The organism is Lachnoclostridium phocaeense (assembly GCF_959599685.1).
GTDB lineage: Bacteria > Bacillota > Clostridia > Lachnospirales > Lachnospiraceae > Claveliimonas > Claveliimonas monacensis.
In genome coordinates this window covers 15,550-41,814 of record NZ_CAUGIN010000024.1, presented here as the reverse complement: position 1 = coordinate 41,814, position 26,265 = coordinate 15,550, and the positions used below count along the sequence as shown (strand labels likewise).

The window sequence follows — 26,265 nt, the reverse complement described above, 5'->3', positions numbered from 1 at the left end:
AATCGGAGCCTATTTTTTAGGCTTCGCTTTTTCATAACTTATTTGACACTACCTTCTCTCCTTCTGCTTTCCTCCTCTGCTCTTACGCGTCCTTCTCACTCTCCACAAACGCCTCATACTCCGCCGCTGTCAGCAGCTCCTCCCGGTCAGAGATGTCTTTAACTCTGACAAACCAGGCGTCGTAGGGCGCCTCGTTGATGGACTCGGGCGCGTCCAGGAGCTCCTCGTTCACCGCGCTCACCACGCCGGTCACCGGGGAGTACACATCCGACACAGCCTTGACAGACTCCACGTCCGCAAAGCTCTCGCCTGTGGTCACCTCGTCTCCCTCCTCCGGGAGATTGACGAACACAAGGTCACCCAGCTCAGACTGGGCGTAGTCTGTCAGTCCTATGAGGACCTCCTCGCCCTCCTCTTTTACCCACTCGTGTGATCTTGAATACAGCAGTCCTTCTCTTAATTCCATGATCTTCTCCTTTCACTCTCTGTTTTCTATTTGCTCCTCTTGTAAAACGGAAGGGACACGATCTCGGCTTCCACCCGACGTCCTCTCACGTCCGCCTCCACCTTTGTCCCCGGCTCTGTGCAGTCCGCATCCACCAGGGCCATGGCCACCGGGCAGCCAAGATAGGGGCAGTGGGTGCCGGAGGTGGTGCGGCCGATGAGCCGGTCACCCAGGTATACGTCCTGATGCTCTCTTATGATGCCCCGGCCGGTCACTCTCAGTCCGATGCGCTTTCTTGCCGGTCCCCCCTTCTCCTCAAGGGCCCTCTTTCCGATGAAGTCCTCTTTTCCCATCTTCACCGCAAATCCCAGACCTGCCTCAAGGGGTGTCACCTGGTCGTCCATCTCATGTCCGTAGAGAGGCATGGCCGCCTCCATCCGGAGAGTGTCTCTTGCTCCCAGGCCGCAGGGGATCAGTCCCTCCTCCTCCCCGGCCGCAAGGAGAGCATCCCACATCTCCTCCGCCCTTTTGCTGTCCAGATAAAGTTCCACTCCGTCCTCGCCGGTGTATCCGGTCTTTGAGATAACGCAGTGAATCCCCGCCGCCTCCGTGTCAAACACGGCGTGATAGTACTTCTTCGGGATATTTTCCTCTGCTGTGACCTTCCTCAGGATCTCCATGGCCTTCGGCCCCTGGAGGGCCAGCTGGGCATACTGGTCCGACACATCGGTAAATGTCACCTCGCCGAACTGATGGTCCAGCATCCACTGGTAGTCCTTGTCCCTGTTGGCCGCGTTGACCACGATAAAATAGTCCTCATCGGCCTTTTTGTACACGATCAGATCGTCCACCGTGCCCCCCTGCTCATTGCACATGGGGCTGTATCTGGCCTGACCGTCTGTCAGATCGTCAAAATTGTTGGTCAGCATCATCTGCAGGTTGGCCAGGGCGTCCTTACCCTGGCAGAGGATCTCCCCCATGTGGGACACATCAAAAAGCCCCGCCCGGGTGCGCACTGCCATGTGCTCTTTGATCACGCCCTCTTTGTACTGTACCGGGAGAAGATAGCCCCCAAAGGGCACGATCTTCCCGCCCGCCTCCACATGTGCCTCGTAGAGCGGTGTTTTCCGTTCCATTTCTCCTTTTCCTCCTTTGCCAGACTTTTTTATTGATGAGACAAATGAAAATAAAAAGGGAGAGACCGTCTTCTTCCCTTGAAACCAGTCTCTCCCTGTCCGTTCATCCAGAGCCTCGTCCAGATCGTAACACCTGTCTCATTAAATCTGGCTCTATTATAAACGCCCCGGAATTTTCTGTCAATAATTGTTTTTTATTTGACATTTCGTGCAATTGTTTATTTTTTCACAACTATACAGTTTTTATACATTTGCCCGGTATGCCTCGTCAGCAGTGTACACGTCAAAGCCGCTTCCCTTCAGGATATCGATCACTCTTCCCGGCTCATCGCTCTTGAGCACTGCCGCGGCGTCGCTTCCGTTGGCAAAGGCGTACATGTACTCAATGTTGACCTCGCCCTCCACAAGCTGATGCATGGCCTTTGAGAGAGAGCCTGTGGCGTGGGGCACACGAAGAGCCACCACATCCGTCAACATGGCTGTGATCCCCGCCTCCTTAAGGACCATTCTTCCCTTGTGGGGGTCAGAGACGATCATGCGGAGCATACCATATTCGGACGTGTCTGCCAGGCTGAGGGCCACAATGTTTACGCCGCCCCCTGCCAGCGCTGCCAGCACCTCGTCCAGACGTCCTTCCCTGTTCTCCAGAAATACGGATAACTGCTGTACTGTATTACTAATTCCCATGATATTCCCCTCCTTTTTACATCTGCCTGTTGTCGATGACGCGTTTTGCTTTGCCTTCGCTTCTCTGGATCGTCCTGGGCTCCACCAACTTCACCCGGACAGATACGCCAAGGGCCTGCTTCAGCACGGCTGCCACTTTGTTCTTCAGTTCGTCCAGCTTGCGGATCTCGTCGGAGAAATATCTCTCGTCCACTTCCACCATGACCGTGAGCACATCCATGTTGTTCTCCCTGTCCACGATCATCAGATAGTGCGGAGCCACGCCGCCGCCCATGGACAGAAGGGCTGACTCTACCTGGGTTGGGAATACGTTGACGCCGCGGATGACTTTCATATCGTCGGTACGGCCTGTGAACTTGTTGATCCTTGCCAGCGTTCTTCCACATTTGCACTTTCCGTGGTTAATGCTTGTAAGGTCCTTTGTGCGGTAGCGGATCAGCGGCATTCCCTCTTTGGAGAGAGTTGTGAACACCAGCTCGCCTGTCTCGCCGTCCGCGCAGGGCTCATAAGTTGCAGGGTTGATCAGCTCAGGATAGAAATGGTCCTCATATACGTGAAGTCCCTCGTGATGGATACAGTCCAGGGCCACGCCGGGTCCTGTGATCTCACAGAGACCGTAAATATCAAAGCAGTTGATATGGAGGATATTCTCAATCTTCTTTCTCATCTCCTCCGTCCAGGGCTCTGCGCCGTGGATACCTGCTTTGAGCTGCATGTGATCCACAAGTCCCGCCTCCTGGATGGACTCCGCCAGGTAAAGGGCGTAGGAAGGTGTGCACGCGAAAGCAGTTGCGCCGAAATCCTCCATGCACATCATCTGTCTCTGGGTATTGCCTGCGGACATAGGAATTGCCATGGCTCCAAGCTGCATGGCGCCGTAATCCAGCCCCAGTCCTCCCGTGAACAGCCCGTACCCGTAACAGATATGAATGCGGTCCTCACTGGTGATGCCGGCCATGGTCAGGGCTCTGGCCACGCACTCGCCCCACACCTCCACGTCATACTTTGTGTAGGAGGCCAGGGTCAGCTTGCCTGTTGTGCCGGATGTACCCTGCACCCGGGCGATCTTCTCCTGAGGCACTGCCAGAAGACCAAAGGGATAATTGTCCCGCAGGTCCTCCTTTGTGGTGAAAGGCAGCTTTCCGATATCCTCAATTCCTCTAATATCGCCGGGCTCCACACCCTTCTGCTGCATTTTCTTCCGGTAGAAAGGTACGTTCTCATACACTCTCTTTACCTGTTTTACAAGTTTCTCGCTCTGCAGGGCGCTCATCTCATCCCTGCTCATACATTCGATCTTCGGATCTCTGATCCTTTCCTGCCAATTTTCTAATGATACTCCTGCCATTTTTTCTATACTCCTATTCTTAATTCTTCCGGTACAGCCAGGCCTACAGGTCTGACTCATCTACCATCTTCACATCTGCATCCTTAAGAATGGAAGCTGCTTTCTCATAATCGTCGGTGCTGAAAACCAGAACCGGAGCGCGTCCTTCGCGGATGACAAATGAATAAATGTAGCGCACATTTATACCGTTCTGCGCGAGTATTGCCAACATCTGATTGAGATTGCCTTTTTTGTCCTCAAGCTCCACGCCGATGACATCGGTAACCCGTACGACAAATCCCTTCTCAGTAAGATAACCCTTCGCCTCTGCTGGCTTATCGACTACGAGACGAAGGATACCAAACTCCGGAGTATCAAAAGACGCGACGGCCCGGATGTTGATATGCGCTTCTGTAAGTTTTGACGTAACTTCCATCAGGCTGCCCGGCTTATTCTCCACGAAAACTGATAGCTGCTTGATCATGCGACACCTCCTTTTTTCTGGTTCCTGTTTCTATATCATCTTGCAGTAAGGTGATATCCTGTGTCAAATGCTTTCTTATTGATCTCTATTGTCTTTGGCGGCACAGTCTTCTCAATGACGCTGTACCAGTCCTCTTTGCTGAAATCCATGTGCTGCGCGGCCACGCCCAGCACGATCAGATTGAACACCTTCGGATTGCCCAGCTTTCTGGACTCCTCCGTGGCGTTGACCGCATACACTTTGTGGTCCTTTCCGAGATCCTCCAGAATGCTCTCCGGGTAGGACGCATTGCCGATCACCACAGGCATGGGATCAATGCGCCAGTCGTTGACCACAAGGACGCCGTCCTTTTTGAGGAAGTGGGCATACCGCAGGGCCTCCAGCCTCTCAAAGGCAATGATGACGTCCGCCTGTCCTTCCTCCACGATGGGCTCCGCCACCTTGTCTCCGTAGCGCACAAAGGTAACCACGCTTCCGCCCCTCTGGGCCATGCCGTGTACCTCCGACAGCTTCACATCATAGCCTCCGGCAATGGCAAGCCCTCCCAGCACGCGGCTGGTGAGCAGTGTTCCCTGCCCGCCCACGCCGACGATCATAATATTTTTCACAGCCATTATCTGTCGCCCTCCTTCACCAGTTCAATGGCATCGAATTTGCACAGTGACTCACACAGTCCGCATCCGGTGCACATGGTATCGTCAATATGGATGGTTCCATCTGCATTTCTCGTCATGGCCGGACATCCCGGTTTCATGCACATGCCGCACTTCTTACATTTGTCCGCATGAGCCACGTAGAGAGGCTTCTTCGCCTTGGACAGAAGCACGCAGGGCGTCTTTGTGATAATGACAGACACCTCGTCTCTTGCCACCTCTTCCTTGATGGCATTCTCCAGCGTATCGATATCCAGCGCATTGATCTCCTGCACGTGTTTCACGCCCAGCGCCCGGCACAGTCCCGGGATATCAATGGCGTAGGTGGGATCGCCCTGGAGCGTCTTTCCTGTGGCCGCGTGATCCTGGTGTCCGGTCATTCCCGTGGTGGAATTATCCAGGATGATCACGGTTCCTGTCGCTTTATTGTACATCATGTTCATCAGGGAATTGACACCTGTATGTAAAAATGTGGAGTCGCCAATGACGGCTACCCAGTTTTTAATATAATCTTTGCCCTTCGCCTTTTCCATTCCGTGAAGAGTGGAAATGCTGGCGCCCATACAGACGGTGGTGTCCACCACGCTCAGCGGCGCCACCGCCCCCAGCGTATAGCATCCGATGTCGCCTGCTCCGTGGATCTTCAGCTTGTTCAGCACATAGTAGACACTGCGGTGCGGACATCCCGGGCAGAGAATAGGCGGACGGCCCGGCACCTGGGCCGGTTTTTCGATCTGAAGCTCCTCATGGAGAATGGCTTCCCGCAGCATATTGGCGCTGTACTCGCCCTGCACGGTAAAGATCTCCTTGCCGATGGCTTTAATGCCCCAGGACTTCACCTGCTCCTCGATCACAGGATCCAGCTCCTCCACAATATAGAGCGTCTCAACCTTTGACGCGAAATCCTGGATCAGCTTCTTCGGCAGCGGATTGACCATGCCAAGTTTCAGCACGGACGCCTCCGGCAGTACTTCTTTTACATACTGGTAGGGAATACCGCTTGTGATGACGCCGATCTTTGTATCTTTCATCTCCACCGTGTTGATGGAAAGTGTGTTGGCTGCCTCAGCCAGCTCCTCCATCCGCTTCTCAATGACCACATGGCGTCCCTTGGCGTTGCCAGGCATCATGACGTTCTTGGCCGGATCCCGCTCGTAGGGCTTATCCGGCACTTCCTTCCGGCTGCCAAGCTCCACCAGTCCCTGGGAATGCGCCAGCCGGGTGGTGGTCCTGTACACAAAAGGCCGGTCATACTGCTCGCTCAGCTCAAAGGCCAGCTTCATGAACTCTTTGGCCTCCATGCTGTCCGAGGGCTCCAGAACCGGAAGGTGGGCAGCTCTTGCCACCATCCTTGTATCCTGCTCATTCTGGGAGCTGTAAAGTCCCGGATCATCTGCCACCACAATGACAAGTCCCCCGTTCACACCCATGTAGGAGACAGTGTAGGCCGGGTCTGCCGCCACGTTAAATCCTACGTGCTTCATGCAGGACATGGCTCTCGTCCCCGCTATGGAAGCACCGATCGCCACTTCCGTGGCCACCTTCTCATTGGGCGACCACTCGCAGTACAGATCGTCTTTGTACTGCACAAGATACTCACTGATCTCTGTGCTCGGCGTACCGGGATAAGCGGCGGATACTTTCACTCCTGCCTCGTATGCTCCTCTGGCGATGGCCTCGTTGCCGAGCATGATTACTTTCTCTGACTCTGACATTTTACAGTCCATCCTTTCTTAAATCTGTCACTCTCTTTGCCTTCCCCTCAAACCGTTTCAGAGAGTAGGGCGCCACCAGTCTGATCTGGGTGGCAAGGCCGAGCTGGGACTTCAGTCCCTTCCTTATCTTCATCTCCAGCTCGCTGAGCTGGGAGTAGCTGTCAAGCAGCCTGTCGTCTACCAGTTCCACTGTGATGGTCATAACATCCAGCCGGTTCTTCCTCTCCACAAGGATCTCGTAGTGAGGACCGATCTCCGGGATCTGCAGCAGCACTTCCTCGATCTGGGTGGGGAACACATTGACGCCCCGGATGACAAGCATGTCGTCGGCACGCCCCGAGATATTCTCCATCCGCACGGTCGTTCTGCCGCACCTGCAGGGCTCATACATCAGCCTTGTGATGTCCCCGGTGCGGTAGCGCACAAGGGGAAGGGCTTCTTTTCCAAGACAGGTAATGACCAGTTCCCCCTTCTCGCCGGGCGGAAGTACTTCCTCCGTCTCCGGGTCAATGATCTCCGGTATAAACCAGTCCTCATTGATATGCATGCCCGCAAGTTCCTGGCACTCTCCTGCCACGCCTGGCCCGCACAGCTCGCTCATGCCGTAGTTCTGGGTGCAGAGGAAGCCCTCGCCCCACACTTTGTGCATCTCCTCCCGCATGGGCTCTGTCATGCCCTCGCCGCCAAAAAGGCCGATATGTACGTTTAAATCCTTCTCCGGATCCATTCCCTTTGCCCGGATCTCCTCTCCCAGATGAAGAGCGTAGGAGGGCGTCGCCACCAGAAGGGTCACCCCCATATCCTTAAGGAACATGATCTGCTTCTTCGTATTTCCCGACGACATGGGGATCACGGAAGCGCCGATCTTCTCCAGGCCTCCGTGAAGGCCAAGGGCCCCGGTAAATGTGCCGTACCCGAAAGAGATCTGGGCCACATCGTCAGCCGTGGCGCCGCCCATGCAGGCAACCCGGGCCACATTGTTCAGCCACATCTCCAGGTCGTTCCTTGTATAGCCCACCACTGTAGGCTTTCCCGTGGTTCCCGAACTGGCGTGAAACCGCACCAGATCCTTTCTGTCCACGGCAAACAGGCCCATGGGATAATTATCTCTGAAATCCGCTTTATAGGTAAAGGGCAGCTTTGTCAGATCCTCCAGCGACTGAATGTCCTCCGGCTTCACCCCTGCCTCATCCATCTTCTGACGGTACGGAGCAACCTTCTCATAGATATATCGCACGGTCTCCTTCAGTTTCTTAAGCTGAATCGCTTCTATTTCGCTCCTTGACAGGGTCTCTTCCTTCGACCAGATCATGACTTTTCCTCCTTTTTCACGCTTTCGCGTCGTGCTTCCCTTAGTATAGCACATTACTTTCGCAAGTTAAAGCATTAATTTGCGAAAAATTTCAAAATTTATCTTTCAGAAAACGCCTGCCCGTTCATCTTATTACTTAAAAAAATAATACTCCAAAGAGTGCTGAAATACAACTGACTCTCCGGAGTATTCTTTTTACATCCTTATTATGCGATTTATGCCATCTACAGTTTTTCCATCGCTCTTTCTACAGGCTCCGGGCACTCTCCTCAAGCTGGCGCATGGCCTCCTTGATCTCCGCAAGCTGCGTTTCTGTCACTTTGTCCAGGCGGCACTTCATGGTCAGTTTGTTCAGCCTGTTCACATCCGCCTTCACCTGCTTCTTTGTCCCTCTGTCCAGCTCTTTTTTCTTCTCCTTCAGCTTCTGCTCTGTCTCTGCCATCAGACGCTGGGCGTCTCCCAGCACCTCCACCGCGTCTTTCCTTGTCTGGTCCTGTCCGGCGTAAACCTGCGCGTCCCGGATGGCCTGCTGGATCTCATCCTCAGACATACTGTCATTAGAAGTAATGGTGATGGACTGCTGCTTTCCTGTGTCCAGATCCCGGGCAGAAACCTTCAGAATGCCGTTGGCGTCTATATCAAAGGTAACCTCGATCTGGGGAACCCCTGCCGGCGCTGCCTTGATGCCTTTCAGCTTAAATTTTCCGATGGTCTTGTTGTCCCTGGCCATGGGGCGTTCGCCCTGGAGCACGTGGATATCCACAGACCGCTGGTAGGGGGCTGCTGTGGAGAAAATCCTGGAATACCGGGTAGGAAGGGTACTGTTGCGCTCAATGAGGCGGGTGGCCACTCCTCCCACCGTCTCAATGGACAGACTCAGCGGCGTCACATCCAGAAGGAGCAGGTTCTTGTCCGTACCTGCCGCCACAAGGCTGTTGCCTTCCAGCGTACTTCCAAGAATAGCCGCTCCCTTGGCCACACATTCGTCCGGATTGATATTTCTGGAGGGCTCCTTACCTGTCAGCGCCCGCACTTTCTCCTGGACAGCCGGGATCCTGGTAGAGCCTCCCACAAGAAGCACTCGTCCAAGCTCCGCAGGGTCGATGCCCGCGTCGCTGAGGGCACTGTGCACCGGCTGGGCGGTGCGCTCAATGAGATCCCCTATGAGATCCTGGAACTGCCCTCTTGTAAGGGTCAGATCCATATGCAGCATCTCTCCCCTGTGCTGAGTCAGATAAGGCAGCATGACATGGGCGTTCTCAGATGCGGACAGCTCCTTCTTGGCCTGCTCGGCCGCCTCCCTCACCCGCTGCATGGCAGCAAAGTCCCGGGTGAGATCCGCTCCATTTTCCTCTTTAAAACGGCGTACCAGCCACTGGGTGATCCGCTCGTCAAAATCATCCCCGCCCAGGTGATTGTCCCCTGCGGTGGCCAGAACTTCAATGACTCCCTCCCCAATCTCGATGATGGAAACATCAAAGGTGCCTCCGCCCAGATCGTACACCATAACCTTCTGGGGTTCCCCGTGGTTCAGCCCGTAAGACAGGGCTGCGCTTGTGGGCTCGTTGATAATACGCTTTACGTTAAGGCCCGCAATCCGCCCTGCATCCTTGGTGGCCTGCCGCTGGATGTTGTTAAAGTAGGCAGGCACTGTGATGACCGCCTCTGTCACCGGCGTCCCCAGGAAATCCTCCGCGTCTTTCTTAAGCTGCATCAGTACCATGGCGCTGATGGTCTGCGCCTTATAGTCTGTCCCGTCAATACGGGTGCTCCACTCTGTGCCCATATGCCGTTTCACGGAACTGATGGTCCTCTCCGGATTGGTGGCCGCCTGGCGTCTGGCAGCCTCCCCCACCAGTCTCTCTCCCTTTTTGGTGAAAGCCACCACGCTGGGAGTGGTCATACTGCCGGAGGCTCCCGGAATGATGACAGGCTCCCCATTTTCCACGACAGACACACAACTGTTGGTGGTCCCCAGATCAATCCCGATTACTTTTCCCATATTATCTATCTCCTTTCAACCTGTACGCATACAGAAATAATACATCTATCTTATCCTGTCCCGTCAGCACCTGCAGAACATGCAGAACAGCTGAGCCAGACACATTCCCTGGCAGAACCTGCCCATACTCTCCGCGTAATTCTGAAATTCTTCACTGTTCTGCCTGTACTCCGTACCCGACTGGCGCATAATGTCAAGCGTACGCCTGTAGAGAGGTTCTGACGGATCTTTCTCTATGGCTTTCTGGATCTGCTCCACCGCCAGCACCCGGTTGTTCAGACCGTAATTGGCAAGGGCGCTCAGATAGAACCATCTGGCATCCCTGTACATACTCAGGATGCTGTTTAAAGTGTTGCTGGCATACTGGTACTGACCCATATTGATAAAATCAATGGCCTGCCGGATATCGCTGCTGTCTCCCGGGCGGGGCTGGGGACGCTCCGGCTCCCTGCGTCTGTTCCTCCCGGGCTCTCTTCTTATATTTTTCCGGATTATTCAGCATATCATAGGCTTCATTTATCTCATTCATTTTCTCTGCAGCCTGGGGATCGTCGGGGTGCAGATCCGGGTGGTACTCCTTGGCTCTGGCCCTGTATGCCTTTTTAATCTCCTCTTTTGTCGCGTCCCGGGATACGCCCAGCACCTTGTATGGATCGTCCACCATTATCTTTTCTGCTCCTTTCCTGGAAACTTTGCGTAATACTGCTGCCACACACCTCCGTACAGGATATGCCGCATCAGGGAAACATCCTGCACAAGAGGCAGCTTCTCGAAGATCCGCATGGCATTTCCCAGCGGTATTTCCATGATCTCCTTCATCTCTTCCGGCTTCTTACCCATGTAAAACAAAGGATTGTAGCTGCCCTTCTTCCCGTCTTTCTCATAGTCCATGGCCGCATCCATCAGATAGATAAATCTGCCGATCTCATATGCAAGTGTACGCAGACTGTCGCTCCAGAAATCTTCCTCACAGACAAACAGTTCTGACAGCATTTTCCCTGAGCAGTTGATGGCCCTGTCAAAATCCCGGGCTGCTTTTTTCTCCACTTCCTCCAGTCCGGCGGTCCCTTCCGCCACATCCTTCCACTGCCTGGGATATTGTTTTTTCAGCTCCCCGCATTTTTTCTCCAGCATTCCCGCATACCACCGCTGCAGATGCTTTCCCTCATCCTTCCAGTCATCCCGGCATTTATAGTAGGACAGAATGATGGTCATATCTGCCGCGTAGTCTGTAAACCTGTTCCCAGTCTCCTCCTTCCCGCTGAGAGGATGGACACTGCAGCGGAATCTGCCACTCTTTTCCTCCGGTTCATAGAGGGATGACAGAAGCAGGATCAGAAAAGCCATATCGTAGGAGAGGCACAGTCTCTCCACCTGCCCGTACCTCTCCTTCAGATTTCTGCACAGCCCGCAGTAGATACTCTGATATCTCTTCTGTTCCTCTTCACTCAGCTGCTCTTTTGCACATCCGATATATCCGAACATAGACGCCTCCGATCTCCTCCGCTGACAGCCGTTCCCCTGCCGTAACACTGTTGTTTTTCCAAAGATTACTTAGCACATTTCTCCCGGCGTTTCAATAAAACCGCCAAAAAGTTAATAGAATTCACAATCTTTTTATTTTTATCTCCCACCGGGCAGATGCCAAAAAGGCACCCCCGCAGGGATGCCTCTGTCTCTTTTTCATTCTTCGCTTCTTAATTTGTCCCGTCGTGGTATTTGCAGGTGTACTCTTCCAGTTCCACCTTCAGTACCTCCACGGCATTGACCCATTTTTCATCAAAATTATCAAAGTCTTTTCCGGTCTGGTGGCGCATCACTTTCTTCAAGCCATCCAGCTTTTCCTCGAAGGTTTTTAAAACCTGCACCTTTCCGGTGCCGATCAGACTGGCGTAGTAATAGCTGTGACTGCAGGGTTCCTCCGCTTCCATCAGTCCGTGGCGGCAGTCCAGCTCTACGCACACCTCCGGTTCCTCCTTAAGCGCTTCGATCTTTCGACCAACCTTTGCACTGTGGAGATAGAATGTAAGCTTCTCTTCCTGGCAGCTGTATCCAAAGTTCATGGGCACTACATAAATTTTCCCCTGGCTTCCCATGCCGATCCGGCACACCATGCATTCATCGATCATCCGGGTAATCTCACCCATATCTGTCATCTTTCTCTTTGGCCTTCTCATATCCGTCTCTTCCTTTCCCTTCTGCATAACCTTTAACCGGCAGTCCCGCCCTCCCACAGCCAGGCTGCGTATTTATGGCCAGTTTACCACTCTTTCTCCTGTACAACAAGTCTCTGCTGTCATATTCAGGAACAATCTGCATTTTATATTACCAAAAATGTCACCTTACACAATTGACTTTCCAGGAGACATATGTTAATCTTTATATGCTTCATTATGTAAAAATCTCCGGGCGGGGATTTTTTCTTACACTATCTTATAAAATCTTTTTATTTCGAGGAGTGTCTTCCGACATGTCAATACCCCTCACATCACTTTCTGACGTACAGGGCTTCCCCGGGCTCCCGGGTAACTACTCCTTGAAGATAAACACCGGGACAGGAGGATGATTTCCTCTGTTATAATAAGCGTTCACAATAACGGTATATCTGCGGGGCGGCAGAGTTCCAAGAAAAGCAAGAAGCGCCTCTTTTTCTTCAAAACCTGTGTCGCCCCCGCTATAGATACAAAGGCTCATCATCCCGCCTTTTTTCAGAATACGCAGGCCCTGCTCCACAGCTTCCACACTGGTCGAGGGGCTGGTTGCAATGCGGTGATCTCCTCCCGGAAGATAGCCGAAATTAAAGCAGATCACATCCGCACTCTCCGGCCCGGCATACCGTTCCATATGCTGATGGCCGTCCAGGATCAGTCTGGCCCGGCTGTGTACTCCATGTTTTTCCAGCAGTTCCCTTGTCGTCTCCAGGGCTTCTTTCTGAATATCAAAGGCAAGCACCTGCCCTTCATTTCCTGCCATCTGACAGAGAAAAAGCGTATCGTTGCCATTTCCCATGGTGGCATCTATATACAGTCCTCCCCGGGGAGCACGGGACTCCATCACCGCCTGGCACCAGTCAGTGATCCGGGACAAATTCTTCTTTTCCACACGTTTCATGATCCATTTCACTCCTTCCGGACATAAGAATACCGCAAAGGGACACATCATGCAATATCCTCTCTGAAGCAGATATCTGATAAATTCCAATACAGTTGTCCGATGGATTTCCGGTTGATTTCCCGGTTCTGCTGAAGTATTATAATAAGTGGGAGTTTATAAACAGAATTTGTAAGGGGAGATGTATATGAAAGATTGTACTTACTATGATCTTCTTGGCGTTTCCATGGATGCAGATGAGAAAGAGATTGCAGACGCCAAGAATTTTTTAGTGAAAAAAATGCATCCGGACGAAAATATAAACAGTAGTTTTGACACTACATCCTATATTCAGAATGTACTGACCGCCTACCGGATCCTAAGCGATCCGGACAGCCGCAGGGTCTACGACAGAAGGATACGCAATCCTATCCGCAGAGAAACCAGGGCTGAGCGGGAAAGGGAACGGGAAATGAAGCGCACCGGTCCTCTCTCACCGAATTTTGCCCCCTACTGGGAGGCTGCCAACAAACTGAACGGCCTGGTCAGTGAAAGCGCTGTCCTTCTGAAGCCCAGAAAATTCAGCAGGCAGGAGCCGGACGCCGAAAGACTGGCCGCCATGGCCGAGGAAGCTCATCCCCACATTCTTGTATTAAAAGACGGGGAAATACCGCGGCGCTACTGGTTTGCCCACGCCATGAACTGGCTTCTGTTCCAGTGGAGTCAGAACAGGGATCTTCCCTATCCTCTGCTCTACTCCATGTATGACAGCTATCTGGAACAGTGCAAATCTGCGCTGGAAAAGAAAAAGATCACCAGCCAGAACGCTCTGTTTCTGAATAATCTGGACAAACTGATTGCCTACCGGCAGCTCCAGTCCTGACAGGAGGTACTTTATGCCAGAAAAGTTTCGAGACAAAAACGGTCTGACAGAGGAAGAATTCCTGTCACGGTACCAGCCCGGCAACTATCCCCGGCCCTCCGTGACAGTGGACATGCTTATCTTCGCTGCCCCGGGACTTGCTTCTTCCTGTGGCGCAGACGGTAAAATTCCGCCCGCATCAGAACATTTTCTGACTGATGGCACGCTTAAACTTCTTATGGTGAAAAGAGGGGGGCATCCTTGCCTTGGCTGCTATGCTCTGCCCGGCGGCTTTGTAAGTCCCGGCGAAACGGTCATGCAGGCGGCTGCCAGGGAGCTTATGGAGGAAACACATGTGAAAGGCATCCCTCTGCGCCAGCTCTACACCTTTTCAAAACCGGGACGAGATCCCCGCACCTGGGTCATGAGCTGCGCGCACCTTGCCGTTCTGGATACAGGCCAGATCCCCACAGAAGCCGGGGATGACGCCAGCGAGACCCGCTGGTTCACCGTCACACTGAACCGGAAAGGTGAAGACTGCCAGAAAGATCTGCTGTATGAACTTCGTCTTGAAGATGGAGACACGGTTCTTTCTTCCTCTCTCTTTTGTCCCACGGTATTTGACGAGGATTCCTGCATTGCCAGAAACAGTGAAGGGCTGGCTTTTGACCATGGCGCCATGATCCTGTGCGGTCTGAAGGCACTCTTTCACATCTGAGCACACCGGCATATATAAATAGAAAAATAACAAAGCGGGCGCCCGGGCCTTTGCAAGACCCGGGATCGCCCGCTTATTTTCTGCGACTCAACTCTTCCAATCTCCGCTTCATATCATCCAGGAGCTCTTTGTGCTTTCTGGACTCCATCCTCGGGAACGCCTTCACAAAACGCCGGCTGGACTGCAGGGTAGCTCCTGTCAATTCTGCGTAGCGCTGCTTCAGTTCATCATAATGCACCCTAAGCTGTTCAGCACGCTCTTTCGCCTCTTCCGACAGGACATCCAGCCTCTCCTTAGCCTCCCCGGAGAGAGCATCCAGCTGCTCTTTCTTCTCCTGAGCAGCATCGCCCAGCATTTCCGCTTTTTCCATGGCATCCATGACATTTTCGTGGATATTTGTTCCCATTTTATCCGAAAGCTCATGAAGCTCCAGGCCGATCTTCTCCAGCATATCCAGCCGCCGGTTCAGCTTCAGTATACTTGCCGAGGTCACAGCCAGGTCTGCGGCCAGCCCGGCCAGAAGAGCACAGATCAGAGTGATCCCAGCCGGAACGGGAATGACATTGACCAGCTTTGCAATAAGCGGATGGATCCCTTTTACGATCACCACACAGGCTGCTCCCCAGGCAATGGAAAAGGGCAGACACACATACCCGCCGATATTAAGCGGAAGGCCTGTGTAATCCCACCACTGATGGTGAAAGATCCTGTCCATGATATATCCGGTCACACCCTCGATCACCGTCACAAGTACAAGGGAGGACAGATACAGAAGCAAAAGATTATCCTGAAAGCCTGCCAGCAGCGTGACTACAGAGGACACGCCCACTCCGTATATGGGACACAGGGGGCCATTGAGAAAACCCCTGTTGACAAATCTCCTCTCCTTGACTGTGGCAAAAGCCACCTCCGTACACCACCCCAGGAAACTGTATATAAAAAAATAAAGCAGCAATTCATATATCTTCATAGAAATCTCCTTTCGCAAAGCATGGCCTTTCCACACTGCTATTCTCATGAAAAGTCTCCCCTCCCTTTCGGGGAGGCTGACAGGAAAATTATACTCTACGTTGTCAGTCCCGTCAAATAATGCTATAATTGTACCCTAGAAGATAATTTTTCTCAATTAAAGGAGACTTACAAATGATACTGAAACAGGGGAAAAATAACCATACATACCAGGTGTGCAAACTACATACCGAGAAGAAGCTGGAGCGCCGTCTGGAGGCCCTGGGTCTCACGGAAGGCGCTCTGATCACCATTTTAAACAACGACAAGAAGGGCGCGCTGACGGCCAGATTCCGTGGCACCCGCTTTGCACTGGGGCGGCAGATTGCTGACAATATCGATGTGAAGGAGGTGCCGGAAGATGGCAGAAACGATTAATGTAGCCTTTATCGGCAACCCTAACTGCGGAAAGACCACTCTTTTCAACGCCTTCACAGGCGCCAACCTGAAAGTGGCCAACTGGCCCGGGGTCACGGTGGAAAAGAAAGAAGGACGGGCCTCCTACGAAGGGCAGGATTTTCGCCTCATCGATCTGCCCGGCATCTACAGTCTCACTTCCTATACAATGGAAGAGACCGTGTCCAGGGAATGTATCTTAAGCGACGAGGTGGATGTCATCGTGGATGTGGTGGACGCCTCCTGTCTGGAGAGAAACCTGTACCTGACTCTCCAGCTCATTGAGCTGGGAAAACCCGTTGTGCTGGCGCTGAACATGATGGATATCGTGGAGGAGCGGGGCATGGAGATCGACCTGCACCGTCTTCCGGAGATGCTGGGCATTCCGGCCATCCCTGTCTCCGCCAGGAAAAAATCCGGGCTGTCCATCCTGCTCCACGCAGTGGCCCATCACAAGGACCAGGCAAAGCAGAGTCCCTTTATCCACCATCATCACGGAGAGCACTCTGCCCACAAGCATGACCATCATCAGGAATATGCCATGGTTTATGAAGATTACATAGAGGACAAGATCGACCAGGTCATGGACCGTCTGAACAGATCCTATCCGGATATGAGCAACAAGAGATGGCATGCCATCAAATACCTGGAAAAGGACAAAAATGTCAGCGACCAGTATCCTCTGGATCTGTCCGATCTCATTGACCGGGACTACGAGAAGGATATTATTAACCAGAAATACAATTTTATCGAGGAGATCATCCAGGAAGTTCTTGTCAACAAGTCTAAAAACGAGGCACGTACAGACCGCATCGACAGGTATCTCACAAGCAGATGGCTGGGACTTCCCATTTTTCTGGCCATCATGGCCCTTGTATTTTTCCTTACTTTCACCGTGGGCGATTTCCTGAAGGGCTATTTTGAGATTGGGCTGGATGCTTTCTCCTCCCTTGTGTCAAACGGCCTTGCCGCCGCAGGCACAGGGCCCATGGTCACATCCCTGATCGTGGACGGAATCATCTCAGGCGTGGGCGGTATACTGACATTCCTTCCCAACATCTTTATCCTGTTCCTGGCTCTGGCCATTCTGGAGGACAGCGGCTACATGTCCCGCGTGGCCTTTGTCATGGATGATATCATGGGCCACCTGGGCCTTTCAGGCAGAGCCTTCATCCCCCTGCTTCTGGGGTTTGGATGCTCCGTTCCCGCAGTCATGGCCTCGAGAGCTTTGGAGCACCGCAAAGACCGGCTGAAGACGATCCTCATTACTCCCTTTATGTCCTGCAGTGCCAGGCTTCCCATCTACGTGCTGTTCTCTTCCATGTTCTTTGGAAAGAACGCCATGCTGGTGTGCTATTCTATGTACCTGCTGGGCATCCTGGTGGCGATCGTCTGTGCTTTTGTCATCTCAAAATTTGACGGCAGCAAGGCAGAGCAGACCCTTCTCATCGAGCTTCCGGAGTACAAATCTCCCAACGCCCGTACCATTGCCATCTATGTGTGGGAGAAGATCAAAGACTACCTGACAAAGGCAGGGACTGTCATCTTCGTGGCATCTGTCATCATGTGGGTGCTGCTCAATTTCGGTCCCACAGGCTACGTGACAGACATAGGCGCAAGCTTTGGCGCCTGGATCGGAAAAGCCATCGTCCCGGTATTTACGCCTCTGGGACTTGGCTACTGGCAGATCGTGGTGGCACTCATCGCCGGGATCGCCGCAAAAGAGGTGGTCGTCTCAAGCTGCAGCGTACTTTTTGGCATTCAGAACATTACCACATCCCACGGTATGACCGCCATGGCAGCCACGCTGGGGAGCATGGGATTTGGCGCGACAAACGCCTATGCCCTGATGGTCTTCTGCCTGCTCTACATACCCTGCACAGCCACCATCGCCACCATCCGCAGGGAAACAGAAAGCAGGCGTCTTACCGCCTGCTTCGTGTGCTTTCAGTTTGCCGTGGCCTGGGTGATGAGCTTTCTCGTCTACCACATCGGTCTGCTGCTGTAATCCCCATTTTCAGCATCTTTTACTGGATCTTCTTGAGGAGGTCCAGTTTTTTCTTAAAGGGAGCATATCTGACAGGTATATCGATAAGGCAGGACTTCTTCATGATACTCTTCTGGTGGGTAAACGTATCAAAGCTTGCCTTCCCGTGATATCCGCCCATACCGCTGTCTCCCACACCCCCAAAAGGCATATAGGAGGTGGCCAGATGCACCACCGTGTCATTGATGCAGCCGCCGCCGTAGGAGACATGCTTCAGCACGTAAGCCTCCCTCTCCTTTTTCTTTGTAAACAGGTAGAGGGCCAGAGGTCTTGGCCTTGCGTTCACCTGCTCCACCGCTTCCTTCAGGTCATAAAAGGTCAGGACCGGTAGTACCGGGCCAAAGATTTCCTCCTGCATAGCCGGATGCTCCCAGGTGATCTGGTCCAGGATGGTGGGCTCGATCTGGAGGGTGTCCTGCCTGCTTCCCCCGCCGCACACCACATGGGTATCATGGATCAGGCCGAGCACCCTGTCAAAGTGCTTTTGGTTGATCATTTTCGGATATTCTTCATTTCTGCAGGGGTCATTTCCATACATTTTCCGTATCTGCTTTGCCATCTGCTTCAGAAGTTTCTCTTTTACATTTTTGTGGACAAAAAGGTAATCCGGCGCCACGCAGGTCTGACCGCTGTTCAGGAATTTTCCCCAGACGATCCGCTTCGCTGCCAGAGCAATGTCCGCTGTCTCGTCTACAATGCAGGGGCTCTTTCCGCCCAGCTCCAGGCTGACAGGCGTCAGGTAGGCGGACGCTTTCTCCATCACATAGCGCCCTACATTCACGCTTCCCGTAAAGAAAATATAGTCAAACTTCTCATTCAAGAGGGCTTCGTTTTCTTTTCTTCCTCCCTCGATCACATGGACATACTTCGCCGGAAACAGCTCCCGGATCATCCGGCCTATGAGGGCCGAAGTGGCGGCGGAGTAGGCGGAAGGTTTCACCACCGCACAGTTACCGGCGCAGATGGCTCCCACTAAAGGAGCAATCGTCAGCTGGAAGGGATAATTCCAGGGCGACATGATCAGCACCACCCCGTAGGGCTCCGGGTAGATGAAGGATCTGGAGGGGAACTGTGTGATGGGGGTTGGCACCCGCTTTGGCTTTGCCCAGCTCCTGAGATGTTTCAGGGTGTACCGGATCTCCTCCTTGACAATCCCTATCTCTGTGGCGTAGGCCTCAAAGGGGGACTTATGGAGGTCCTGCTTCAAAGCCTCCATGATGTCCTCCTCATTCTGGATGATCCACTTTTCCATCCGCTCAAGCTGCCTGATCCGGAAAGCCACGTTTTTTGTCTCTCCGGTGCGGAAATATTCTCTCTGCTTCTGCATCATTTCCCTGTACTCTGCCATCTTCTCTCTCCTCCTAAGCGCGTATCTGATAATATATTTCTTTCAGCTGGGCTTTCTTCATGATCCGTGGAACCGGATACAAAGGATTAGCCTCCTTTGCCGCCCTCTTGGCCAGCATGTCAATGTCATCCTCTTTGATACCCTCCAGCTTGTCAGGAATGCCCATCCGCCTATTCATGGCCCTGATCTCGGCAATGAACGCATTGGCCTTCTCCTGATCGCTCTCCAGATCCTGTCCGATCTTCACAATGTCAGCCAGCTCGGCCAAAGACATGTGTACCGCACTTCCGTAGGCCTCCAACACATAGGGCAGGATCACTGCGTTTGCCAGTCCGTGGGGAATCCCGTACTCCCCTCCAAGGCTGTGGGCAATGGCATGGACATATCCCACGTAAGCCCTTGTAAATGCGGCACCTGCCAGGAAGGAGGCTTTCTGCATATTCTCTCTTGCCTCCATGTCCGTTCCCTCACGGTAAGCCCGCTCCAGATTCTTAAAGATCAGTTTCACAGCCGTCACACTGTCCTCTATGGTCTGGGCCGTATTGCTCTTTCCTATGTATGCCTCCACCGCATGCGTCAGCGCATCCATTCCAGTAGTGGCTGTGATAAAGGGCGGCAGCCCTCTGGTCAGCACCGGGTCAAGGACCGCATATTTGGGGATCAGCACAAAATCGTTGAGTGCGTATTTCTCGTGGGTCTTCTCGTCTGTCAGCACTGCCGCCAGCGTCGTCTCACTTCCTGTTCCCGCTGTCGTGGGCACAGCTATGAGCAGAGGGATGGGTTTTAATATCTTCAGCTCCCCCCGCATAGAGGATATCTTCTTGCGGGGCCGAGCCACTCTGGCGCCCACTCCTTTGGCACAGTCCATAGGAGACCCTCCCCCGAAAGCAATCAGTGCATGGCAGCTGTGCTCCCTGTAGAGCTCCAGAGCCTCCTCCACATTGGCGATCGTGGGGTTGGCTGTTGTCTTGTCGTACACCACGCACTCGATCCCTTCCTCCCGGATCCACTCCAGGAGCTGGTGATGGAGACCCAGCGCCGCGATCCCGGGGTCTGTCACCAGCATCACATTTTTAATCCCCTTGTGCCGCAGCATGCCGGGGAGTTTTTTCAGGCTGTCTCTCCCTGTGATCATCTTTGGCTTGCGCCAGAAAGGGACAATATCCATAAAAAATTTCATCACCTTCTGAAAAAGTCTGCACCATAAAACATACATCTTCTCTCTTCTCCTTTGTCATTTCTCTTTTCTGAAGTCCGGCCTGGCCGGAACACAGTTCAGGGACAGGCTTTACACAGCCTGTCCCTTCTCGGCCTTTCATTCTCCCGCAGATACGTTCCCTACTTTTTGTTCATCCCGTCCAGATAGGGGATTTCGATAGGATCAATGGGATCTACCGGATTCTCGATCCTGCCCTTCTGCGTTCTCTTCCACTTTTTCAGGAGGGCTCCCCCCTTATTGTAAAACCAGAATGAATAGGGCAGGATCTTATTCATTTTCCCAAGCTTCTCCTTTGTGGTCTTACCGTACAGAGTGCCTCCCGCCTCTATATTGGCCTTCTCCCTTATCAAAGTAATCAGCTCCGTCTCACATGTCACCATCTGGGGCAGGATCGTGTATCCTTTTCCCACACATTCAATCTTGTGTGAATCACTGCCTCCAATCCCCACTTTCTGGTATTTCTGTGCCAGCCTGGCCGCCCTGGTGTTGGACTCCTCCGACTCGCAGGAATTGAACACCTCGATAAAGTCAAACCGCTTGATCGTCTCAGGAGATTTATAATATTTCTTCGTGTTTGTAAAACTCAGATACTTCTCCCCGCAGGGATGAGCCGGTCCCAGTATACCGCCGTGCCGGTGCACAAAATCAATCAGCATCTGCACAGGCATCCCCTTCAGCTCCAAAAGACGCATCTTCACTCCCTCAGGCATGATACAGATAATATGTCCCGCATCACAGGTATCGTACTCAATCCCTTTCAGCACAACAAAGTCCTCGTGCACTTTTCCCTTCAGCTCATATTTCCAGTGCCTGTACCCTTTGTATGTGTCGTGGTCTGTGATAAGCATCCCGTCAAAGCCATTCTCTTTCAGCTTTGTAATATAGTCATCCAAGCTTACTTTACTGTCAAGTGAACCTTCTCTCACATGACAATGCATATCAAGTTTCATCAGTAAGCCTCCTTTGCACTTTAATATGTCCCTTTAACATGATTTTATTATAGCACAAAGAAGGAAAAAAACCAATGCACCGCTCCTTACTGGAACCAGACGGCCATTTACTGCTGCTCTGACAGTCCTCTGCTTGAGCAGTAGATCATCGCCAGTCCAAGGAGGCAGGCCGCCATATACACGGATCCATGTATTCCCGAATTTCCGAAACCAAATATCAGTGATGCCCCTGCCGCCAAAACAAAACCTGCTGTCATCAATAAAATCCGACTTATTCTGTACATAAAAGAACACCTCTCTTCCTATGGGTATACCATAGCAGATGAGGTGTCCTATAAATACGACTCGTTATTTTTCTTCCGTGTTATTTTCTGTCTCTTCCCCGGCATCAAGATCTGTGAGATCATCGTCAAGCAGCATCCTGGCCTTCTCAACTTCCGTCTCCACTGACTTTTCCTCTTTCACGGCTTCAGAAAAACGCTTTTCCTTCTTTCCAACTTCTCTGGACTTCATCATAAACTGAACAACCATTCCCAGTATGGCGAGAGCTGCACATGCCCCGTATGTAATGAGGATATTCAGGTCAAGTCCAGTGAGGGCCGACACCGCCACACCGGACATAATGCCGCCTCCAATGGAAGAAAATACAATGATGATGGGATCCATCAGTATAGCCGCGATCACTGCAAGTACCAGTCCCACGCCCAAGCATATAAGATGGAAGGATAGTGTGCCCGGCATCAGGATCCATTCCAGCGCACCTGCTGTGAGAACCCATATGAAAAGGAACCCTCCCACTCTCCGAAGGATTGCTCCAAGGCAGGCAAACAATACAGCCCCCACGACCGCTGCTGCCAGAACTGCTGCTTCCTGCAGTCCAAATGCAAAAGACAGGGCCAGGCCCGCTCCAGCTCCAAGGCAGACACCTGTTATGGCCGCCAGTATACGGATCAGCTTTAATCCAAAGAAACAGATGACAAGTCCCAGAACAGCAGCAACAACAGCCGGAACTATGCTTACCTGCATGGTCTCCTGTATGCTCTGTACGACCTGCGCCGTCTCCCCATCGGCCAGTTGATACATCATCGACATTAATTCGTCCATAACTTTCTCCTTTGTCCCTTTATTAATTATCCAGAAGTATTATATCATCTTTTTCTTTGCCTGTTAAGTACATATTTTTCCATTCCGGTGCGGCAGACCCTACGCACAATATAGCGCAACGTAAACAGTAGAGACGGGCATCAATTTTATACGAAACTGACACCCGTCCCTACTTTCCTGGTTCAATCATCTTTCTTCCTTTCTCTACACATGTAGTAAAAAATGATTTCTTTTTTATACTGATCTTCTTTAATTTCATCGTATGACCTTTATCTGTCTGCTATAATTTTCCTGATACTAAAATCCTTTTCTCTGATATTTTCATATCCTGAAATAAAATCTTTTCTCAGTACTCTGGCTTTCAAATATCAGCCTTTTTGGATTTCCTTAATTATGATCAGTATAGATAGTTTAATTTTTTGGCGGTCCGTACCTCCTTTTCTTAAACTATTGACTTTGAAATTCAGCTTCTGTCTATAAATCTTCTCTGAGATATCAATTCTTATTATCCACTGTAATAAGTTAATGATTTAGTCTCTTTAAACTTATAGAAATCATCTGTCTTTCAAAGTTAAAATAATAAACCTATAAAAACTTTTTATATTCTATTTTTTATCTCGTTTATTATTTTGTAACTTAATATTAACACCACCCCTTCAATTTGTCAATATATAGTTCGTAATATTTTTTATTTTCTTTTAATTTTCTTATTGTATTAAAATATTCTGACTTTTATCCGCAACATTCCTGTCATATTGTCAAAAAGAAGCCGGAGTTTTCTCCCCGACTTCCTTCGTTATGTTCTTAGTAAGCAACCGAACCTGTATCTGTTCCGTTCACCACATAGTAAACTGCGCCTTCTTCAGGCTTTACATAGAGGTCGATAGACTTGATGTCTGCCACTTTTTTCCCAAATGCTTTTGTCCAGCTCTTTTTAACAGCGGCGATCATGTCTTTTTCTTCCACTTCCCTGCCCATGTACTGAACATAGGTCTTTACCTTGATCTCTTTTTTAGCTGCAGGCTTCTTTGCCGGGGCTTTCTTCTGTGCGGTCTTCTTCTCTGCCGTCTTCGGCTCATCGGCTTTCTTTACAGCGGCGGTCTTTACCGGTGCGGAAGATGTTTTCTCTGTCGCTTCTTTTACAGTCTCTTTTGCAGCAGCTGTCGCAGCAGTTCCAACATTGGTTGATGTCTTCTTTACTGCTTTCTTTTCATCAACTTTTGTTTCTGCTGTTTTTTTTGTAGCCATTTCAATTCCTCCTAGATCTTATTGCTTACAATATTTTTTCTTTATGCCGTTCCTGTTTTAAGTCGTCAATATTATATCACACTCTCCAGAAAATGCAATCTCTCCTGACTACTGCTGTGAAAACTGCCCAATATTCAGATTATTGTCTGTTTGCTCTTAGCATTTCTGCCTATAAAAATCCTGCGTTTTTCCTATTTGGCCGTTGTTATGTAATTGCGGAGCACTGCCGCCACATTGCTGATCGGCATGGTCTGAAGCCAGATCCTGCCCGGTCCGGTGACGACTGTATTGAAGAAGCCCTCTCCTCCAAAGATCATATTTTTCACACCCGGGACAGTCCTGATCTCCATCTTGCAGCTGGCCGTCATGCCGGCCAGATGTCCCGTATCAACCACGATCTGCTGTCCTGCCTGGAGCTCGTACTCCACCACATGTCCGTCGAATTCCGCAAAGACCGTACCGTTCCCGCTGAATTTCTGCATGATAAAGCCCTCTCCGCCGAATAATCCGGCACCCACCTTCTTGTTAAAGAAAATGGACACATCCACTCCCGCCTCGCCTGCCAGGAACGCACTCTTCTGGAAGACCATCTCATTGCCCGGACTGATCTCGAAAGCACGGATAGACCCGGGAAAACTGGACGCAAAAGCGATCATTCCAGCTCCTCCTACAGCCGTATAGTTATTCTGGAACATTGCCTCTCCGGAAAACATCCGGCCAAAAGCTTTTCCTACGCCGCCATTGGTGGACGTCTCCATCTTCATATTGGGAGACATCCATGCCATGCCGCCGCCCTCCGTGATCATCGTCTCGCCGCCTTCCAGTTCACAGATAACTACCGGAAGCGTCTCACCCTGAATTTGATATCTCATAATTTTTCCTCCTCACTGAATAAAGTATTCTGATTTCAGGATACTATCCGGCACTTCGTTCTGTCAATATCAACCTTTCTTTTGTGAAGCGCCCGCTCCTGTCCGGAGGATACACTCAGAGTTCCACCTCAAAAGGAAGGCGGTCCAGGATATCTCTCTGCACGTCTACCCCCGGGTAGGTCTCAATAAGCTTCAGCCCCTTGGGCGTCAGCCGGAACACGCATCTCTCCGTCACGTACAGGACCTTCTGTCCGTTTGCAATGGCCCGTTCCGCCGAGAAGCTGACACTCTTCACCTTTTCCACGAATTTGGGGACAGTCCCCTCTCTTTCAATGGTCACGGTCCCCTTTTTCTGAGAGACCTCCAGCCCTTTGGTATCAAAGGTCAGGCAGAACACCACCGTGGGCGTTTTGGCTGTGATGTTGGCAAATCCGCCGATTCCCGCAAAGGCGCCCGGTCCACGGTGGGCATTGACATTCCCCTGGCGGTCCACCTCCAGGGCTCCCATAAAGCATATGTCCAGCCCTCCGTTGTCGTACAGATCGAACTGGTTTGCCATGTCGTACACGGAGGCCGCCCCTATCATGGCTCCGAACGCCTCCCCCGAGACAGGAAAGCCTCCGATGCCTCCGGACTCAACTGTAAGAGTCACCATATCCAGCATGCCGTTTTTTCGGGCGTGTCTGGACACCATCTCCGGGATCCCGATCCCGATATTGACGATATCGTCCACCCGCAGCTCCTTGGCCGCCCTTCTGCCGATGATATTGCCGGCTGCGCTGTTGCCCCGCGTCTTTGCGGATACTGTATCTATCTTCTCATTCCACGCGCTCCACTGCGCATAGGGAATCTCAAAGCTTCCTGTCAGCGCAGTGTAAGCCTCGTTCCTCTCCTCCGGCTCCACTACCACGATGGCGTCAACCAGGCAGCCCGGGATAATGGCATTTCTCGGCCTTGAGGGTGTGTCCACCAGCCGGTCCACCTGGACGATCACCCTGCCGTGGTTTGCCTTCACCGCCTGACAGATGGACAGGGCGTCGCCGGACATGAACATATCGTCAAAGGAAATATTTCCCTTCCTGTCCGCGGCAGTGCCCTTTATGAGAGCCACCGTGATCTTCGGCAGCTTGTAGTAGAGGAACTCCTCCCCGTCCACCTCCACGTATTTCACAAGAGAGTCGTCGATCGAGAGCCGGTTGATACCAGGTCCTTCCTTTCTCGGGTCTACAAAAATGTCGAGCCCCACCTTGGAGAGCGCCCCCGGCAGTCCCCCCGCCTGCGCGCGGATGGCGTGGGAAATACATCCAAGGGGCAGGTTATATGCCTCAAAGCGGTCCTCAAGCACCAGCTTCTTTGTGCTTAACATAGCTCCGAAATGTCCGCAGATCAGGCGGTCCACCGCGCCCTCCCGTATGTACCCCTCCGCATTCCTGTTTTCGTCCCAGACGCCAAAGCCTGCGCTGGATATCATCGTCAGATGGCTGGGGGACTGCATCCTCTGGTATCTTCTGTACAGCGCCTCGTGGAGCTCTACCGGGTTCTCTATCCCCACAAATGAATTGACGCATATACAGTCCCCGTCCCGGATCAGGCGGATCGCCTCGTCAGCACTCATCACTTCATACATAACTACCATCCTCCT

27 protein-coding genes are annotated in these 26,265 nt (G+C 51.9%); 4 read left to right on the top strand and 23 right to left on the bottom strand.

What is annotated here, in order from left to right; genetic code table 11:
* Positions 1-82 precede the first annotated feature (82 nt).
* From gcvH to Q5911_RS10955, 14 genes are all read right to left on the bottom strand, one after another.
* The gene (gene gcvH, locus Q5911_RS11020) at positions 83-466 is read right to left on the bottom strand and encodes a glycine cleavage system protein GcvH (RefSeq protein ID WP_281725390.1); all 384 of its coding nucleotides are present in this window, start codon (positions 464-466) and stop codon (positions 83-85) included.
* 26 nt (positions 467-492) lie between these two features.
* A complete protein-coding gene (gcvT, locus tag Q5911_RS11015; RefSeq protein WP_281725391.1) occupies positions 493-1,581 on the bottom strand; it encodes a glycine cleavage system aminomethyltransferase GcvT in 1,089 nt (362 codons plus the stop codon).
* A gap of 243 nt (positions 1,582-1,824) precedes the next feature.
* Positions 1,825-2,268 carry an amino acid-binding protein gene (locus Q5911_RS11010; protein ID WP_076776775.1) on the bottom strand — a complete coding sequence of 148 codons (444 nt, stop codon included), beginning with the start codon at positions 2,266-2,268 and terminating at the stop codon, positions 1,825-1,827.
* A gap of 16 nt (positions 2,269-2,284) precedes the next feature.
* Positions 2,285-3,616: a phenylacetate--CoA ligase family protein gene (locus tag Q5911_RS11005; protein ID WP_226394597.1), complete on the bottom strand. Its 1,332-nt coding sequence runs from the start codon at positions 3,614-3,616 to the stop codon at positions 2,285-2,287.
* 43 nt (positions 3,617-3,659) lie between these two features.
* Positions 3,660-4,079, bottom strand: coding sequence for an ACT domain-containing protein (locus Q5911_RS11000; protein ID WP_076776770.1), 420 nt, complete (start codon positions 4,077-4,079; stop codon positions 3,660-3,662).
* Positions 4,080-4,114: 35 nt separating this feature from the next.
* The gene (locus tag Q5911_RS10995; protein WP_303182750.1) at positions 4,115-4,693 is read right to left on the bottom strand and encodes an indolepyruvate oxidoreductase subunit beta; all 579 of its coding nucleotides are present in this window, start codon (positions 4,691-4,693) and stop codon (positions 4,115-4,117) included.
* On the bottom strand, positions 4,693-6,447 hold the full coding sequence (gene iorA, locus Q5911_RS10990) for an indolepyruvate ferredoxin oxidoreductase subunit alpha (RefSeq protein WP_303182748.1): 1,755 nt from the start codon (positions 6,445-6,447) through the stop codon (positions 4,693-4,695). Before iorA ends, Q5911_RS10995 begins: the two co-directional genes overlap by 1 nt.
* A gap of 1 nt (position 6,448) precedes the next feature.
* Positions 6,449-7,759 carry a phenylacetate--CoA ligase family protein gene (locus Q5911_RS10985; protein WP_303182747.1) on the bottom strand — a complete coding sequence of 437 codons (1,311 nt, stop codon included), beginning with the start codon at positions 7,757-7,759 and terminating at the stop codon, positions 6,449-6,451.
* Positions 7,760-8,006: 247 nt separating this feature from the next.
* Positions 8,007-9,761, bottom strand: a complete 1,755-nt coding sequence (gene dnaK, locus Q5911_RS10980; protein WP_303182746.1) for a molecular chaperone DnaK — start codon at positions 9,759-9,761, stop codon at positions 8,007-8,009.
* A gap of 63 nt (positions 9,762-9,824) precedes the next feature.
* Positions 9,825-10,139: a hypothetical protein gene (locus tag Q5911_RS10975; protein ID WP_303182744.1), complete on the bottom strand. Its 315-nt coding sequence runs from the start codon at positions 10,137-10,139 to the stop codon at positions 9,825-9,827.
* A gap of 10 nt (positions 10,140-10,149) precedes the next feature.
* Complete coding sequence (locus Q5911_RS10970; RefSeq protein WP_303182742.1) at positions 10,150-10,425, bottom strand: DnaJ domain-containing protein; 276 nt, start codon at positions 10,423-10,425, stop codon at positions 10,150-10,152.
* Positions 10,425-11,246, bottom strand: a complete 822-nt coding sequence (locus Q5911_RS10965) for a DUF5685 family protein (RefSeq protein WP_303182739.1) — start codon at positions 11,244-11,246, stop codon at positions 10,425-10,427. The genes Q5911_RS10970 and Q5911_RS10965 overlap by 1 nt, the downstream gene beginning before the upstream one ends.
* Positions 11,247-11,458: 212 nt before the next feature.
* Positions 11,459-11,938: a pyridoxamine 5'-phosphate oxidase family protein gene (locus Q5911_RS10960; RefSeq protein ID WP_226394590.1), complete on the bottom strand. Its 480-nt coding sequence runs from the start codon at positions 11,936-11,938 to the stop codon at positions 11,459-11,461.
* Positions 11,939-12,290: 352 nt separating this feature from the next.
* Positions 12,291-12,872 carry a tRNA (mnm(5)s(2)U34)-methyltransferase gene (locus Q5911_RS10955; RefSeq protein ID WP_303182736.1) on the bottom strand — a complete coding sequence of 194 codons (582 nt, stop codon included), beginning with the start codon at positions 12,870-12,872 and terminating at the stop codon, positions 12,291-12,293.
* A gap of 187 nt (positions 12,873-13,059) precedes the next feature.
* On the opposite strand from Q5911_RS10955, the gene Q5911_RS10950 reads away from it, so the two are divergent.
* Both Q5911_RS10950 and Q5911_RS10945 read left to right on the top strand, forming a co-directional pair.
* Complete coding sequence (locus tag Q5911_RS10950) at positions 13,060-13,734, top strand: J domain-containing protein (protein WP_303182735.1); 675 nt, start codon at positions 13,060-13,062, stop codon at positions 13,732-13,734.
* A gap of 13 nt (positions 13,735-13,747) precedes the next feature.
* Positions 13,748-14,431 (top strand): NUDIX hydrolase, encoded by a 684-nt coding sequence (locus Q5911_RS10945; RefSeq protein WP_303182733.1) that lies wholly within the window; start codon positions 13,748-13,750, stop codon positions 14,429-14,431.
* Positions 14,432-14,504: 73 nt separating this feature from the next.
* Here Q5911_RS10945 and Q5911_RS10940 read toward each other — a convergent pair whose 3' ends face one another.
* Positions 14,505-15,401 carry a putative ABC transporter permease gene (locus Q5911_RS10940; protein ID WP_303182731.1) on the bottom strand — a complete coding sequence of 299 codons (897 nt, stop codon included), beginning with the start codon at positions 15,399-15,401 and terminating at the stop codon, positions 14,505-14,507.
* Positions 15,402-15,574: 173 nt separating this feature from the next.
* On the opposite strand from Q5911_RS10940, the gene Q5911_RS10935 reads away from it, so the two are divergent.
* On the top strand, positions 15,575-15,817 hold the full coding sequence (locus Q5911_RS10935; protein ID WP_303182729.1) for a FeoA family protein: 243 nt from the start codon (positions 15,575-15,577) through the stop codon (positions 15,815-15,817).
* A complete protein-coding gene (feoB, locus tag Q5911_RS10930) occupies positions 15,801-17,843 on the top strand; it encodes a ferrous iron transport protein B (RefSeq protein WP_303182727.1) in 2,043 nt (680 codons plus the stop codon). Before Q5911_RS10935 ends, feoB begins: the two co-directional genes overlap by 17 nt.
* Before the next feature lie 19 nt (positions 17,844-17,862).
* Here feoB and Q5911_RS10925 read toward each other — a convergent pair whose 3' ends face one another.
* From Q5911_RS10925 to Q5911_RS10890, 8 genes are all read right to left on the bottom strand, one after another.
* A complete protein-coding gene (locus Q5911_RS10925; protein ID WP_076776744.1) occupies positions 17,863-19,230 on the bottom strand; it encodes an aldehyde dehydrogenase in 1,368 nt (455 codons plus the stop codon).
* A gap of 13 nt (positions 19,231-19,243) precedes the next feature.
* A complete protein-coding gene (locus tag Q5911_RS10920) occupies positions 19,244-20,446 on the bottom strand; it encodes an iron-containing alcohol dehydrogenase (RefSeq protein WP_303182725.1) in 1,203 nt (400 codons plus the stop codon).
* A gap of 122 nt (positions 20,447-20,568) precedes the next feature.
* The gene (locus Q5911_RS10915) at positions 20,569-21,399 is read right to left on the bottom strand and encodes a PHP domain-containing protein (RefSeq protein ID WP_076776739.1); all 831 of its coding nucleotides are present in this window, start codon (positions 21,397-21,399) and stop codon (positions 20,569-20,571) included.
* A gap of 107 nt (positions 21,400-21,506) precedes the next feature.
* Positions 21,507-21,683: a hypothetical protein gene (locus Q5911_RS10910; RefSeq protein ID WP_303182723.1), complete on the bottom strand. Its 177-nt coding sequence runs from the start codon at positions 21,681-21,683 to the stop codon at positions 21,507-21,509.
* A 64-nt stretch (positions 21,684-21,747) separates the two neighbouring features.
* Complete coding sequence (locus Q5911_RS10905; protein ID WP_303182721.1) at positions 21,748-22,503, bottom strand: hypothetical protein; 756 nt, start codon at positions 22,501-22,503, stop codon at positions 21,748-21,750.
* 804 nt (positions 22,504-23,307) lie between these two features.
* A complete protein-coding gene (locus Q5911_RS10900) occupies positions 23,308-23,751 on the bottom strand; it encodes a DUF6465 family protein (protein ID WP_076776735.1) in 444 nt (147 codons plus the stop codon).
* Between the two features lie 191 nt (positions 23,752-23,942).
* Positions 23,943-24,623, bottom strand: coding sequence for a TIGR00266 family protein (locus Q5911_RS10895; protein ID WP_076776733.1), 681 nt, complete (start codon positions 24,621-24,623; stop codon positions 23,943-23,945).
* Between the two features lie 115 nt (positions 24,624-24,738).
* On the bottom strand, positions 24,739-26,250 hold the full coding sequence (locus Q5911_RS10890; protein WP_226394580.1) for a CoA-transferase: 1,512 nt from the start codon (positions 26,248-26,250) through the stop codon (positions 24,739-24,741).
* Between the last annotated feature and the right edge of the window lie 15 nt (positions 26,251-26,265).

Excerpts from the sequence above, each read along its gene's own strand:
- Q5911_RS10985 (WP_303182747.1), bottom strand. The coding sequence starts at position 7,759 with ATGATCTGGTCGAAGGAAGAGACCCTGTCAAGGAGCGAAATAGAAGCG.
- Q5911_RS10895 (WP_076776733.1), bottom strand. The coding sequence starts at position 24,623 with ATGAGATATCAAATTCAGGGTGAGACGCTTCCGGTAGTTATCTGTGAA.
- Q5911_RS10995 (WP_303182750.1), bottom strand. The coding sequence starts at position 4,693 with ATGGCTGTGAAAAATATTATGATCGTCGGCGTGGGCGGGCAGGGAACA.
- Q5911_RS10940 (WP_303182731.1), bottom strand. The coding sequence starts at position 15,401 with ATGAAGATATATGAATTGCTGCTTTATTTTTTTATATACAGTTTCCTG.
- Q5911_RS10890 (WP_226394580.1), bottom strand. The coding sequence starts at position 26,250 with ATGTATGAAGTGATGAGTGCTGACGAGGCGATCCGCCTGATCCGGGAC.
- Q5911_RS10970 (WP_303182742.1), bottom strand. The coding sequence starts at position 10,425 with ATGGTGGACGATCCATACAAGGTGCTGGGCGTATCCCGGGACGCGACA.
- gcvH (WP_281725390.1), bottom strand. The coding sequence starts at position 466 with ATGGAATTAAGAGAAGGACTGCTGTATTCAAGATCACACGAGTGGGTA.
- Q5911_RS10900 (WP_076776735.1), bottom strand. The coding sequence starts at position 23,751 with ATGGCTACAAAAAAAACAGCAGAAACAAAAGTTGATGAAAAGAAAGCA.
- Q5911_RS10955 (WP_303182736.1), bottom strand. The coding sequence starts at position 12,872 with ATGAAACGTGTGGAAAAGAAGAATTTGTCCCGGATCACTGACTGGTGC.
- Q5911_RS11010 (WP_076776775.1), bottom strand. The coding sequence starts at position 2,268 with ATGGGAATTAGTAATACAGTACAGCAGTTATCCGTATTTCTGGAGAAC.
- Q5911_RS10975 (WP_303182744.1), bottom strand. The coding sequence starts at position 10,139 with ATGGGTCAGTACCAGTATGCCAGCAACACTTTAAACAGCATCCTGAGT.
- Q5911_RS10915 (WP_076776739.1), bottom strand. The coding sequence starts at position 21,399 with ATGAAACTTGATATGCATTGTCATGTGAGAGAAGGTTCACTTGACAGT.
- Q5911_RS10945 (WP_303182733.1), top strand. The coding sequence starts at position 13,748 with ATGCCAGAAAAGTTTCGAGACAAAAACGGTCTGACAGAGGAAGAATTC.
- feoB (WP_303182727.1), top strand. The coding sequence starts at position 15,801 with ATGGCAGAAACGATTAATGTAGCCTTTATCGGCAACCCTAACTGCGGA.
- Q5911_RS10905 (WP_303182721.1), bottom strand. The coding sequence starts at position 22,503 with ATGGACGAATTAATGTCGATGATGTATCAACTGGCCGATGGGGAGACG.
- Q5911_RS10925 (WP_076776744.1), bottom strand. The coding sequence starts at position 19,230 with ATGGCAGAGTACAGGGAAATGATGCAGAAGCAGAGAGAATATTTCCGC.
- dnaK (WP_303182746.1), bottom strand. The coding sequence starts at position 9,761 with ATGGGAAAAGTAATCGGGATTGATCTGGGGACCACCAACAGTTGTGTG.
- Q5911_RS10960 (WP_226394590.1), bottom strand. The coding sequence starts at position 11,938 with ATGAGAAGGCCAAAGAGAAAGATGACAGATATGGGTGAGATTACCCGG.
- Q5911_RS10920 (WP_303182725.1), bottom strand. The coding sequence starts at position 20,446 with ATGTATGTTTTATGGTGCAGACTTTTTCAGAAGGTGATGAAATTTTTT.
- Q5911_RS10935 (WP_303182729.1), top strand. The coding sequence starts at position 15,575 with ATGATACTGAAACAGGGGAAAAATAACCATACATACCAGGTGTGCAAA.
- Q5911_RS11005 (WP_226394597.1), bottom strand. The coding sequence starts at position 3,616 with ATGGCAGGAGTATCATTAGAAAATTGGCAGGAAAGGATCAGAGATCCG.
- Q5911_RS10965 (WP_303182739.1), bottom strand. The coding sequence starts at position 11,246 with ATGTTCGGATATATCGGATGTGCAAAAGAGCAGCTGAGTGAAGAGGAA.
- iorA (WP_303182748.1), bottom strand. The coding sequence starts at position 6,447 with ATGTCAGAGTCAGAGAAAGTAATCATGCTCGGCAACGAGGCCATCGCC.
- Q5911_RS10910 (WP_303182723.1), bottom strand. The coding sequence starts at position 21,683 with ATGTACAGAATAAGTCGGATTTTATTGATGACAGCAGGTTTTGTTTTG.
- gcvT (WP_281725391.1), bottom strand. The coding sequence starts at position 1,581 with ATGGAACGGAAAACACCGCTCTACGAGGCACATGTGGAGGCGGGCGGG.
- Q5911_RS11000 (WP_076776770.1), bottom strand. The coding sequence starts at position 4,079 with ATGATCAAGCAGCTATCAGTTTTCGTGGAGAATAAGCCGGGCAGCCTG.
- Q5911_RS10950 (WP_303182735.1), top strand. The coding sequence starts at position 13,060 with ATGAAAGATTGTACTTACTATGATCTTCTTGGCGTTTCCATGGATGCA.